The 12,772-nt window shown below is 60.7% G+C and carries 12 protein-coding genes; 10 read left to right on the forward strand and 2 right to left on the reverse strand.

What is annotated here, in order from left to right; genetic code table 11:
* Window positions 1-160: 160 nt before the first annotated feature.
* Window positions 161-1,579, reverse strand: a complete 1,419-nt coding sequence (locus tag VC35_RS11805) for an aminotransferase-like domain-containing protein (protein WP_046040183.1) — start codon at window positions 1,577-1,579, stop codon at window positions 161-163.
* 148 nt (window positions 1,580-1,727) lie between these two features.
* Here VC35_RS11805 and VC35_RS11810 point away from each other — a divergent pair, with 148 nt between their 5' ends.
* The 10 genes from VC35_RS11810 to VC35_RS11855 all read left to right on the forward strand — a co-directional run bounded on the left by VC35_RS11810 (window position 1,728) and on the right by VC35_RS11855 (window position 11,050).
* The gene (locus tag VC35_RS11810) at window positions 1,728-2,828 is read left to right on the forward strand and encodes an MFS transporter (RefSeq protein WP_046040185.1); all 1,101 of its coding nucleotides are present in this window, start codon (window positions 1,728-1,730) and stop codon (window positions 2,826-2,828) included.
* A gap of 42 nt (window positions 2,829-2,870) precedes the next feature.
* On the forward strand, window positions 2,871-4,151 hold the full coding sequence (locus VC35_RS11815) for an ATP-grasp domain-containing protein (RefSeq protein ID WP_046040188.1): 1,281 nt from the start codon (window positions 2,871-2,873) through the stop codon (window positions 4,149-4,151).
* A 48-nt stretch (window positions 4,152-4,199) separates the two neighbouring features.
* On the forward strand, window positions 4,200-4,694 hold the full coding sequence (locus tag VC35_RS11820) for a RidA family protein (protein WP_046040191.1): 495 nt from the start codon (window positions 4,200-4,202) through the stop codon (window positions 4,692-4,694).
* A gap of 84 nt (window positions 4,695-4,778) precedes the next feature.
* Window positions 4,779-5,264 (forward strand): cupin domain-containing protein, encoded by a 486-nt coding sequence (locus VC35_RS11825; RefSeq protein WP_046040194.1) that lies wholly within the window; start codon window positions 4,779-4,781, stop codon window positions 5,262-5,264.
* A gap of 242 nt (window positions 5,265-5,506) precedes the next feature.
* Complete coding sequence (yfcF, locus tag VC35_RS11830) at window positions 5,507-6,151, forward strand: glutathione transferase (protein ID WP_046040196.1); 645 nt, start codon at window positions 5,507-5,509, stop codon at window positions 6,149-6,151.
* Between the two features lie 32 nt (window positions 6,152-6,183).
* The gene (locus VC35_RS11835) at window positions 6,184-7,524 is read left to right on the forward strand and encodes a KamA family radical SAM protein (RefSeq protein WP_046040199.1); all 1,341 of its coding nucleotides are present in this window, start codon (window positions 6,184-6,186) and stop codon (window positions 7,522-7,524) included.
* Window positions 7,525-7,555: 31 nt separating this feature from the next.
* Entirely contained in the window at window positions 7,556-8,431 is an 876-nt protein-coding gene (locus tag VC35_RS11840) for a branched-chain amino acid aminotransferase (RefSeq protein WP_046040285.1), read from the forward strand.
* Between the two features lie 18 nt (window positions 8,432-8,449).
* Complete coding sequence (locus VC35_RS11845; protein WP_046040201.1) at window positions 8,450-9,208, forward strand: TauD/TfdA family dioxygenase; 759 nt, start codon at window positions 8,450-8,452, stop codon at window positions 9,206-9,208.
* A 67-nt stretch (window positions 9,209-9,275) separates the two neighbouring features.
* Window positions 9,276-10,235, forward strand: coding sequence for a diiron oxygenase (locus VC35_RS11850; protein ID WP_046040202.1), 960 nt, complete (start codon window positions 9,276-9,278; stop codon window positions 10,233-10,235).
* Between the two features lie 14 nt (window positions 10,236-10,249).
* Window positions 10,250-11,050, forward strand: a complete 801-nt coding sequence (locus tag VC35_RS11855) for an N-acyl homoserine lactonase family protein (protein ID WP_046040205.1) — start codon at window positions 10,250-10,252, stop codon at window positions 11,048-11,050.
* A gap of 27 nt (window positions 11,051-11,077) precedes the next feature.
* On the opposite strand, the gene VC35_RS11860 is transcribed toward VC35_RS11855, so the two are convergent.
* The gene (locus VC35_RS11860) at window positions 11,078-12,505 is read right to left on the reverse strand and encodes an aminotransferase-like domain-containing protein (protein ID WP_046040206.1); all 1,428 of its coding nucleotides are present in this window, start codon (window positions 12,503-12,505) and stop codon (window positions 11,078-11,080) included.
* Window positions 12,506-12,772: the final 267 nt, after the last annotated feature.

The raw sequence follows: 12,772 nt of genomic DNA on the forward strand, positions 1-12,772 counted from the left end.
TCGGCAATCGTAGCGATCTGGTGGCCGGGGATGGCCGGGACACCGCAGACCCTGTGGGAGCGGGCTTGCCCGCGATGGCAGTGTGTTAGGCGACATTGATGCTGGATGTGACGGCCCCATCGCGGGCAAGCCCGCTCCCACAGGATTTGAGGCGTGTCGGTTATTTTTGGGCAGTGTCGAGCAACCGGAAAAACCGCTCGCGCACCTGCAAGCTGTCGCTGTGAGCCACGTTGAATCGCAGGAACTGGCTGGCATCCGGCCCTTTGCTCAGCAAGGTGCCCGGCGCCAATACCATATTGTTCTCCAGCCCCTGGCGAGCCAGGTTCTCGGCGTGTAAACCCTCCGGCAACCGCGCCCAGATAAACACGCCTTCGCCGGGCAACGAGGAAAGCGAGCACCCAGCCTCCGCCAACCAACTCGCCACACGACTATTGGATTCATACAGCCGATCCACCGTGCGCCGCGCATGCTTGGCATAGCTGCCGTCGCTGAGCATGGTGCAGGTGATCTGCTCCGCCAGCTCCGACGTCACCCCGCCGCAGGCCATTTTCAGGGCGACCATGCGTGCCGCCAATTGTGGCGAGAGCACGGTGTAGCTGACGCGGCTGTTGGCGGTCAGGGTCTTGGAGAAGCCCGACACATAACTCACGTTGTCCAGCCCGCTGGCGGCCAGGCGCGGGGTGCGACGTTGCTGGATGTCGCAGTACAGATCGTCTTCGACGATGTGGAAGCCATAACGGTGGCTCAGTTCCAGCAAACGGTAGACTTGGGCCGGGGTGAACGAGTGTCCGGTAGGGTTATGCAGCGTGCTGTTGGTCATGTACAGCACGGGTTTGTGGGCGATCAACAGTTGCTCGAACGCGTCGAGGTCCATGCCGTCGCAATCCCGGGCGATGGTGATGACCTTGGCCCCGTGCAGCGCCAGGTTGGCGTGCATGTTGAAGTAGCAGGGGTCGTCGAGCAGCACGGTGTCGCCGGGTTTGACCAGCAGGCGCATCAGCAGGTCGATGGCCTGCATGGTGTTGGCTGTGGTGATGATCTGGTCCACCGGCGCTTCGATGCCGAAGGTCGCCAGTTTCACCCGCAGGGCCTGGCGCAACGGCAAGTAACCGCCGGCCACGCCGTACTCGCCCATGCGCAACGACGTAGCTCGCAAGGTGCTGCGCACGGCTTTCTGCAATTCTTCGGCGGGTAGCCACGAGGTTGGCAGAAAACCGCAGCCGGGGCGCAGCGTGCCGTTGTCCAGTAGCAAGGCGCGACGAATTACGCTCAGGGTGTCCTGGGGTTGCAGGTCCGGGCCGGTGCCGCTTTTCAGCGCCGCTTCTGAGCGATGCACGTAATGCCCGGAGCCCTGGCGAGACACCACCAGCCCCTTGGCCCGCATGCGGTCCAGGGCATCGACCACCGTGGACTTGCCCACGTTCATCAAGTCGGAGAGTTCGCGAATCGGCGGCAGCTTGACGCCGTGGGGCAGGCCACCGGTGCTGATGGCTTGCGTCAGCTGATCGACGATCTGTTGCACCAGCGGCACGCCGGGCTGGAATTCAATGGCGGCGATGACTGCGCGTTGAACCTGCATTTTACTGGTCTCTCCGGCAGTAAAGTTCGTTGGATTCTATACGAACTTGCCCTGATCAGGACAAGCCTCTCTCTCTACCATGCCCTTACAGACTTTTCTGGATGTCGGCCTTTGTCGGCGGGCATTCACCCGGTTCCTGAGGTGCTGCATGAGTGTCGAAACAACGGTCGCGGTAGCCAAACCGGTCATTAACCTGCGGTTATTCACGATCCGGATCATCACTGCTGTCTCGCTGTTCGCGGTGCTGGGCAAGGCCAACGTCTGGCTCGACACGGCCACCAACAGCATCCTGGCCCTTGGATATCGCGCCTTGTTGCTGTTGTTGCCCCTGACTTTACTGGTGCTTGGCCGCCGTTCCCTGAGCGTCACGCTGCTGTGTGCCGGCCTTGGCCTGGTGCTGCTGGCGCTGACCAGCCATCAAGGCATGGTGATGTTTGCAGCCGCGTTGTTTGCCTACGGCATTGCCATTGCCGGTTACCTGATCAAGAGCGAAGCGGCCCAGACCAAGGAAGGCGCGGCCTACAACCGCGTGGCCATGAACATGGGCAGCCTGGTGGCCGGTTTGATCCTGCTGTCGCCGCTGCTCACGCCGACGATGTTTTTCCTCGGCGCGGCAGCGTTCGTGTTGCTGTGCCTGCCGATCGCCCTCGGCGCGACCTTCACCACCGAGCCGGGTGTAGCCCGCCCGGCCACCCAGGCCGGCAGCAACTGGGGCAGCAAACTGCCGTGGGTGATCGCCGGCATCATTATGGGCATCAAGCTGTTCGGGGTGTTCTCGATCCTGCCACAGGCGATCCTGCTCAAGACCGGCGAGTTGCCGGCCTGGTACGGCTTGATGCTGATCCTCAACAGCGCCGTGGTGGTTTTCGCCCAAGTGCCGGTGATGAAGCTGATCGAGCGCACCGGGCGCTTCAAGGTCGTGGCGGTGATCGGGATCATCGTCGGCGGTTTTGCGGTGCTGTCTTCGCCTGCCGCGTTCCACGTCGAAACCCTCGCCGGGGCGCTGGTCTGGGTGGCGCTGCTGTCCATTGCCGAATGCGCCTTCAGCTACCTCGATTACTTCTCGGTCAAGCAAAACAACATGTTCGTCAAGGAAGTGTCCCTGGGAGTGGGGGCCGGGCTGACCGTGTTGATCATGCGGGTGGTGCCGGCGCCGTACAACGCGCTGGTGCTGGCCGCCATCGGTGCCGCAGGGATCCTGGCCTGGTATTGGCTCAACCGTAAATCCAATGCGTCGTTGCATGACTGAGTCATCGCCGTTGCGGTTTTCACTTTGCAGGTCGGGGGCAATATGAATACGACTTCATGCGTAATAGTGGTCGGTTACAACGGCAATCGGGTTCACGACATCCAGAAGCTGCGCGAGTTGTGCAAGTCGCTCTACAACGCCAGGCTTATCCTGCTGGTCGAGAAAGTTCAGCCCCATGACGACCAGGTGGCCGATCACGTCTGCAGCACTTCACTGGCCGAAGACGATGTGGCGACGTCCCTTGAACTGGTGGTGGGGTGCTTGAATGCCGACAGCTGGAAGCTGATCGGCGTACTGCCGTTCTCCGATCGCGGCGTACTGCTCGGTGCAGCGCTGGCCAGTCATTTCGGCCTGCCGGGCATTACCCCGGGCGAAGCGCGGGCGGGCCTGGACAAGCAGATCTTCCGCCAGCTCGAAGCTGCGGCCAGCACCGCTCCCGGAGAATACCGACCGGTGTTTTCCGCGCGGGTCGAAAGCCTGTCGGAACTGCGCCAGCGCGTCGTCGAACTGGGCGGAAAAGCCTTCATCAAGCCGGCCTGCGAAGGCGCGAGCCGGGGCTGTCGCGTCATCCATCACCCTTCGGAATGCGATGACGCCTGGCTCGCCCTGAAGCCTTACCGCGAAGGCGGTATCGTCCTTGAAGCGCTGGTGCAGAACGCCCGCGAATACAGCTGGGACTACGTGGCCGGAAGCACCTGGGTGACTGAAAAAACCACCACCGAAGGCGCCTACCGCGCAGAGATCCAACAAGTCGTCCCCGCGCCGCTTGCGGCTGAGGTACAGGCACGTTTGATGGCAGCCGGTCGGCATATGTCGGGCTTGGTATCCCAGGCCAATGGTGCCTGGCACAACGAAGTGTTCCTGCGCAGCGACAACCTGACCTCCGCCGTGGAAACCAACATGCGCCCCGGCGGTATGCACATCTGGGACCTGGCGAAACGCGCCTTCGTCAATTTCGATCCGTGGGAACGCTGGGTGCGCTGGGCGGTGGAGGGCAAGACCGAACAGCATGAGCCAGTGGCCCGCGGCTACTGCGGCATTCGCCTGCTCCGGGCGCCGGCCGGCGGCATCCTGCGCGCGACGCCTGACATCGAGGCCCTGGCCAGCGCCCTGCGTATCGACCTGGTGGAGGGCCAGTACGCCAAGCGTATCGGCGACTCGGTCAGCGCACTGGTCAAAGACAATTTTTCATTCATCGGCCACATCGTGTTGTTCAACGAACACTACGGACAACTGCGCAACGACCTGTTGCGTCTGGCCGAGGTGATTGAGTCACGCATCGAGGTGACTTGCCTGGCACCGGCCACCCGCGCCGTGTGCTGAGCCCGCAAGCACCCGTTTTTTGCATTACCGATCAAGAGGGTTCGATCAATGATCCAGCACATGACCTGCGATGAACGCTTCATCGCCCTGGCCAAAGAGTTTGGTTATGACATCTACGGCGAAAACACCGCAGGCGGGCATTACGCGCCGCTGATCCGTCATCACGATGAGCTGTACATCAGCGGCCTGGTGCCGCGCATGAACGGCAAGATCCATTACCCCGGCCGCGTCGGGCTGGACCTCAGCATGGCCGATGCGCAAGCGGCCGCCAGCATCAGCGCGATGCGCGGGCTGGCGTTGATCGTCGATGCCATTGGTTCGCTGGACAAGATCAAGTCATTGATCCGGGTAACGGTCTATGTGAAGTCCACGGCGGACTTTGTCGATTTGAGTGAAGTAGCCAACGGTGCCTCGGATGTGTTCAGCCATGTGCTGGGCGATGCCGGTAAGCATACGCGCACTACAGTGGGTGTTTATCAGCTACCCAAGAACGCCGCGATAGAAGTGGACATGATCGCCGCCTTGCGTCCATCGGTTTTGTAAGTTGTTTCCCGACTTTACAGCGCTGAACCCTTAACTTAAGGTTTAGCGCTAAAGTATGGGGAATAATAAGAAAAGGACGTGCGAATGGATAACTTTCAAGGTGCGTTTTTTTCATATAAGGACTTCCGTCAGAGCCTGCATCATCGAACGCCAGGTCCCAAGGTATGGAAAGGCACTGAACTGGCGGGTATGCGTCAGACCCTTGAAGCCAGCGACGTTGATATTGTCGCGTTGGCTCACGACAAGAGCATTGAAGGTTGTGAGGTGACGCCTGGCATGGCGATCGCCATGCAATGGCTGAACCCCGGCGTGACGCTCAACGGTCATGCCCATTCCTGGTGGCATCTGTTTGTCATCCAGTGCGGCAGCGGCGTGTTGACCCTCGGCGATGCCGATGGGGTCAACGTCAGCAGCGGCGACGTGCTGCTGGTGCCGGCGTGGACCAGACACGGCTTCGTCAACGCCAGCAGACACGAGCCTTTAGCGATGCTGAATATGAGCAACATGCCGCAAATGGCACTGCTTTCGAACTTCGCCGACAGCCATGGCCTGATCACCACCCAGCCGTAATTTCCCACTGCAACAGCCCAGGGAGCCAACTTTCGTCGGCTCCCTTTTTTTGTTTTTCAGACCTGCTCCGTAGCTCTTTTTGCAGCAGTTTTGCCGAGATTCTGGCTGCGTGTCTGCCGGTGAAAAACAACTTTCTGTATCGATAGAAACGGACAAATTCTGTATCTATTCAGCCTTCATTCAACTAACTACGATCACTTCCAATGCATGTCAATTCCTGCAGTTGGTCAATGGAGTGTTCTATGGAAAACAGGAAGCTAAAACTGTATGTCGGCGCCGACCATGTCAGCGCTTTTGCGATGTCGGCTTTTGTGGCGCTCAAGGAAAAGCAACTTTCATTTGAACTTGTTACGGTTGATCTAAAAGCACGCGAAAATTATCTGGTGAGTTATCGCGAGCTTTCGCTGAGCTGCAAGATTCCAACGTTAGTTCACGACGATTTTGCCTTGTCGGAATCATCGGCGATTGCCGAATACCTCGATGAACTCGCCCCGGGGGATAAAAAACTCTACCCGCAGGACCTCCAGCTGCGCGCCCGTGCCCGTCAATTGCAGGCCTGGTTGCGCAGTGACTTGCTGGTGGTGCGCAAGGAGCGCCCGTTTGACCTGGTGTACTTCGGCAAGAAAAACACCGCGCTGTCCGACGATGCCCAAACCGCCGTCGAGCGCTTGTTCTTCGTCGCCGACCATTTGCTGGAGGAGGGCGCCGAGCATCTGTTCGGTGACTGGAGCATTGCCGACACCGACCTGGCAATCATGCTCAACCGATTGGTTGCCAACGACGATCCGGTGCCGGCGCGGCTCGCGGCGTATGTGCACCGCCAGTGGGGTCGCGACAGCGTCCGGGCGTGGATGGACATAGAGCGCAAAGCGCCGGCCATCGCGTAACAACACTCAGGGCAATCACCAGGAGCGCGGCCATGCAAGGACTGTCGGAGCACGAACGCTACAAACCCTATAACTCACGCACCATCCGCGACTCACCCTACTGGCACAAGCTGACGCCGGCGTTGCAGGAGGCCATGACCGTGGTGGCCCGGGTCATGCCGTTTCGCACCAACGAATACGTGCTGGGCACGCTGATCGACTGGAACAACATTCCGGACGACCCGATTTTCCGCATGACCTTCCCCCACAAGGACATGTTGTTTCCGGAGGAGTATGCCTCGCTCAAACAATTGATCGAACTGGAGGACAGCGCGGCGATCAAGCGTCGGATCGAGGCGATCTGGCGGCGCATGAACCCGCATCCGGCCGGGCAGTTGACCCACAACGGAGTCACCCTCAACGGCAAAGTCCTGCCAGGCATCCAGCACAAGTACCGCGAGACCGTGCTGTTTTTCCCCGGTGCCGGTCAGACCTGTCACGCGTACTGCACCTTCTGTTTCCGCTGGGCGCAGTTCATCGGCGAGGAAGAACTCAAGTTCAACGCCCGCGAGTCCCAGGAGCTGGTCAGCTATCTGAGGGTGCACAGCGAAGTGACCGACGTGCTGATTACCGGCGGCGACCCGATGATCATGAACACCCGCTCACTGGCCGGTTACATCGAGCCGCTGCTGGCGTTGCCACACCTGAAGAACATCCGCATCGGCACCAAATCCGTGGCGTACTGGCCCCAGCGTTTTGTCAGCGACAAGGATGCGCCTGAGCTGCTGGAACTGTTCCGACGCATCGTCGCGGCGGGGAAAAACCTGTCGATCATGGGCCACTACAACCACCCAGTGGAGATCCGCCAGGCCATCGCCCACCAGGCCATCGAGCGCATTCGCTCGACGGGCGCGACGGTGCGCATGCAGGCGCCGCTGATCCGCCATATCAACGAAAACCCCGCCGATTGGGCCGCACTGTGGACCGAAGGTGTACGGCTCGGGGCCGTGCCTTATTACATGTTCGTCGAGCGCGATACCGGCCCCAGTCACTACTTCGCGATGCCGCTGGCCCGGGCCTTCGAGATCTTCCAGGCGGCGTACCGCACGGTGTCGGGGCTGGCGCGCACGGTGCGCGGGCCGTCCATGAGCACCTTCTACGGCAAGGTGTTGATCAACGGCATCGAGACCGTCGCCGGGGAAAAGGTCTTCGTCCTGCAGTTCCTCCAGGCACGCGATCCGCAATGGGTGTTGCGCACGTTCTACGCGCGCTTCGACCCGCAAGTGACCTGGTTCGATGACCTGCAACCGGCCTTCGGCGAGCGAGCGTTTTTCTTTCAGACCGAGCTCACCGCCGTGCCGGAATTGATACCCGTGTTGCTGGAAACGGCGTAGGAAAATTCATGAACAATGGGGAGATATGGATATGAGCAGTATCCCGTTTGATCAGCGCGAGGGCGTTATCTGGCTCGACGGCGAGCTCGTCGAGTGGTCCCGGGCGCAGTTGCATGTGTTGACCCATGGCCTGCATTACGCGAGCACCGTGTATGAAGGCGAGCGGGTCTACAACGGCAGGATCTTCAAGCTGCGCGAACACAGCGAGCGCTTGTATCGCTCGGCGCAACTGATGGACTTTGCCATCCCCTTTGAGCTGACTGACCTGGAGGCGGCCAGCCACGAACTGCTGCAACGCAACAAGGTCGTCGATGGCTACCTGCGCCCGGTGGCCTGGCGCGGCAGCGAGATGATTTCCACCTCGGCGCGTTTCAACCGTGTGCACGTGGCCATCGCGTGCTGGCAGTGGCCGAGCTATTTCGACCCGGCGGCGCGCATGGCCGGCATCCGCTTGAAAACCGCGACCTGGCGTCGCCCGCCTCCCAGCAGTAGCCCGTTCGAAGCCAAGGCCTCCGGGCATTACCAGATCGCCACGCTGAGCAAGCATGATGCCGAGAACACGGGCTACCACGATGCGCTGATGCTCGACTGGCGCGGCCACGTGGCCGAAGCCACCAGTGCCAATGTGTTCTTCGTCAAAGGCCGAATGCTGCACACCCCGGCACCGGATTGCTTCCTCAACGGCATCACCCGCCAGACGGTGATCGAACTGGCCAAGGCACTGGACTACCAGGTGGTCGAACGCACGATTTTGCCTACGGAACTTGGCGACTTCGACGAGTGTTTTCTCACTGGCACCGCCGCCGAAATCACCCCGGTGCAGAGCATCGACGAGCAGCGTTACCGACCGGGCGACGCCTGCCGCGACTTCATTGCCGCGTACACCTCAACCGTCAACGCCGGATAACCCGCCAGGAATGTCGCCATGTCAGATCAAGGGATAGTTGCGTCTCAACCTTACATTTCTCTCGGCCATCGTCATGAAGAACTGTCGACGTTGGGCTGGACAGTGCTGACCCCGGACGAATTTTCCGATGATGTCGTAGGCACCTTGTGCGAATTCGGCCCGATCATTCCGCAGTTCAACGGCCAGATGGCCTTTCCCATTACCCGCAAGCCGGGTTACGAAGACTTGCCGTATTCCCAGAGCATGAACGGCATCGGCCCGCACACTGAAGCGCCGGTGTACGGACCGCCGCCGCGCTACCTGGCGTTGCATTGCCATAAACAAGCCACGTGCGGTGGCGGGCATACCGGGCTGGTGGATGGGTACGAGTTTCTCAAGTCTCTGGAGCGTAGCGAACCGCAACTGCGTGAGTGGCTGGATGACACGCCGGTAGAGTTTGTCGCCACCGCCAAACCCGGCGAACCGGCGCAACGGCGGGTCAAGGAATACATCCTCACGCCTACAGAGGACGGGGATATTTTCCGCTTCAGCTACAACCAGTTTCACTACGGCGACGTGAACCCGTCCAAGGAAGCGTTGCAGCAATCGCTGGTGACCAACAGCACCTCACCGCTGGCCAGGTTTGCCGTGCTTGGCGAAGCGTACTTCGTCGAGCACAACGTTCCGGTGCTGATTCCCGACGGATGCCTGCTGATTTGGGACAACTGGCGAATGATCCACGCCCGCAGTCGTTACACTGACCCGGCGCGCAACCTGACCCGCTATTGGCTGGCCTGAATTTTCCGGCGCCCTTCATTCTTTTGGCGTACCCCTTGGCGGGTACGCGTCTTACAGGTATCGCGTCATGCAAACAGCAATCGAGATCGCCCAGGTCGATCATCAACTGATCGTGCGGCTCAACCAGGCCTGGACCAAGCGCGCCACGGTGTGTTCGCCGGACAGGGGCCAGGTCAACGAAGCATACGACCCGGCGCGCCCGGATTACCCGGAGTGCATGGTGCCGTTCTTCCATCATCCGAAATTCCAGGCCTTGAGCGACGAGCTCAAGAGCCGCGTGGTGACCTGGGGCTGGATCGGCTACAACCTGCGCACCGTCACAGCCGAAGAACATGTGGTCAATCCGGCGCTGAGCGTCATCGCCAATCAGTACCTGGGCAAGGACGACTGGCATTTTCGCGAGGCCATGCAACAGACCCTGATCGACGAGCACTACCACACGCTGATGCACTTGCGCGCCATCGAGCGGACCAAGCTGGACCGGGCGCTGGATCAGGACCTGGACTTGCCGCCCTCCGTCACTTACCTGCGCCTGAAAGCCCAGCGTGAAGCACTGCCCGAGCAATGGCAGCGGGATCTGGCGGCGATCACTTTTGCGGTGGTGGCCGAGATCAGCGTCAACGCCTATCTGGACCTGCTGGCAGACGACCAGACCATCCAGCCGCAGAACCGCCGGGTGGCCGAACTGCACAACCGCGACGAATATGCTCACAGCAAGGTGCTGGCCGAAGTGTCCAAGGTCATGTACGCGAACATGCAGCCCATCCAGCGGGAATTTTTCGCACGCAATCTGTCGGTGGCGCTGAGTGCTTTTATCGCCCAGGACTACTCGATGTGGGAGGCGATTCTGACGCAGCTCGGGGTCGAGGATGCGGCGCTGATCATTGCCGACACCCGCGAGAGCAACAAGAACGCGACCATCATGCGCGACTACAGCGGCCTGCATAAGCTGGCTCAGGACCTGGGCATCAGCGACCAGATCGATTTCGATTTCCGCCCGACCCTCAAAACCACGACGGTCGCCTGAACCCGGAGGTGTCCATGTCTGCTCCTGTGTACGAAGTGTTCGCTATTCGTGTCGGCGCAAATGCCCAGCGCACCGCCAGGGAGAACTTTCTCTACGACGCCTGCTGCGGTGATCCGAATGCGCCGATGCCGCTGGACTACTATTTCTGGGTTATCCGCAACGAGCAGCAGGTGATCGTGGTCGACACCTGTTTCCAACCGGCCACGGCGGACCGGCGCAATCGCCAGATGTACCGCCTGCCGGAAGAATCCCTGCGGCAACTGGACATCGATCCGGCGCAAGTCGAGCACCTGATCCTCACCCATTTGCACTGGGATCATGCCGGCAACCTCGGGCTGTTCCCGAAGGCGACCGTGCATTTGCAGGAAGCGGAACTGCGTTTCTGCACCGGGCCGAAAATGGCCCATCGCACGGTGAACAAAACCTACGAGGTCGAGGACGTGATGTCGGCGCTGCCGCCGCTGTTCGAAGGGCGGATGCGTTTGCACAATGGTGTTGTCGAGGTCGTTCCCGGCGTGACCCTGCACCCGGTGGGCGGGCATACGCCGGGCAGCCAGGTAGTGCGGGTGAATACCGGACGCGGCTGGATTGTGCTGGCCTCGGATGCCGCGCATTTGTGGATCAATATTCGCGAGCGCAGTCCGTTTCCGATTCTCGATGACCTGGCGCAAACCCTCGAAGCCTTCACCGAGATCGACCGCCTGGCCGACAGCGAAGACCACGTCATCCCCGGCCACGACCCGCTGATCGCCGAGCGCTTCCCGCACTGGAATGACGACCCGCATATCATTTGCCTGCACCAGAATCCGCTCTGATGATCACCCCAAAACCTGTGGGAGCGGTCAACCCTGATGTAGCAAGCGGCCCAAGGTCTGCAAGGCCTCATCAATCCGCGGCGAATATGGCGCGCCACAGCCAATGCGCACAAAGTGATCGAAACGCCTGGCATTGGAAAAGATATCCCCAGGTGAAATCTGGATACCGACGTTCAACGCATCATGAAAAAACGCCATGGACGAATGCCGGCGAGGCAGTTCCACCCATAACAGCGTGCCGCCCTGGGGGTTGGTCACATGGGTGCCGAGGGGGAAGTAGCGGGTAATCGCTTCGCTCATCTGTTGACGTTGTTGGGTCAGGGTTTTCCTCAACCGCCGCAGGTAACGCTCGTAGGACGGTGTACGCATGAATTCGCTGGCCGCCAATTGCGATAACGCCTCGCACCCCCGTGACTGCGCATGCTTGAGCATCTCCACGCGGTCGTGCCATTTGCCGGCGCTGATCCAGCCCAGGCGCATGCCCGGTGCCAGGGTTTTGTTCAGCGAGGCGCAATAGATCACGTTGTCGGTGCTATCCCAATGTTTGAGGGTAGACAGCGGCTGCTCGGTGTCCACCAGGTCGCCATAGGTGTCGTCCTCGATCAGTACGGTTTCGTGCTCGGCACACAGTTTCACCAGCCGTGCCTTGTTGGCGTCGGGCATGATGCTGCCCAACGGGTTTTGCAGGTTGGGGATGACGATCAGCGCCTTGACCCGTTCGGGGCCTTGCAGCAGTAGTTGCAAGGCCGCCAGATTGAGCCCGGTGTGGGCCGAGGCCGGGACTTCCAGCACCCGCAGGTTCAGGCTTTCGAGAATTTGCAGCAGACCGTAGAAGGTCGGCGATTCCACCGCCACGGTGTCGCCGTGGCGGGTGACCGCACGCAAGGCCAGGTTGATCGCTTCGGTGGCGCCGTTGGTGATCACGATCCGCTCGGGGGGCAGGTGGGTCTTGCTGGCCAGTGCCCGCCGGGCCAGGATGTTGCGCAGTGCGCTGTTGCCACAGGCGCTGCCTGCGGTGCCGAACAGGCAGGCGTCGTAGCGCAGCGCCTTGATCATGTGGTCTTGCAAGGTCTTGAGTGGATAAAGCTCCGGCGCGCAGTAGGCGCTGGCGAAGTTGACCTTGATCGTCGCGCGCTGACTGGCCTTGAGCACCGCGCAGACCTGTTCATGAATGCCAATATACGCGCGGGTATCCAGCGCTGGCGCCAAGGCAATCGGGGCGGGCCTGGGCAGGGTGTCGGGCTGGCGAATGTAGTTGCCGGAGCGTGGCCGGGCTTCCAGCACACCGCAGTCTTCCAGTTCCCGGCACACCTGCACGGCGGTCGACAGGCTGACGGCGTGTTTTTCCATCATCAACCGGATCGAGGGCAGGCGCTCTCCGGTTTTCAGGGTGCCGCTGCGGATAGCGTCCAGGTAGTGGTTGGCCAACTGGCGATACAAGGGGGGCGTGTTCATGATGACCTCGGCAGTTGCACCACTGAGGTCTGGGCTGGAAAGTGAGTTGGCGCTCCCCGCAGGCGGACCCGTGGTGCTCATGGGTGAAGGGAAGTGGTGTTCTGCGTCGATACTGGAAGAGTAATCGCGGTTTTGCCCGAATCACGGACAATAAAAAGCCCCGCTCTGATGGCGGGGCTCTTGAGTGGGGCTGTGAAGTATCTGTGGCGAGGGAGCTTGCTCCCGCTTGAGTGCGGAGCACTCACAAAATGTCGGCAAGTGTTGTCA

Source organism: Pseudomonas fluorescens (assembly GCF_000967965.1).
Lineage (GTDB): Bacteria > Pseudomonadota > Gammaproteobacteria > Pseudomonadales > Pseudomonadaceae > Aquipseudomonas > Aquipseudomonas grandcourensis.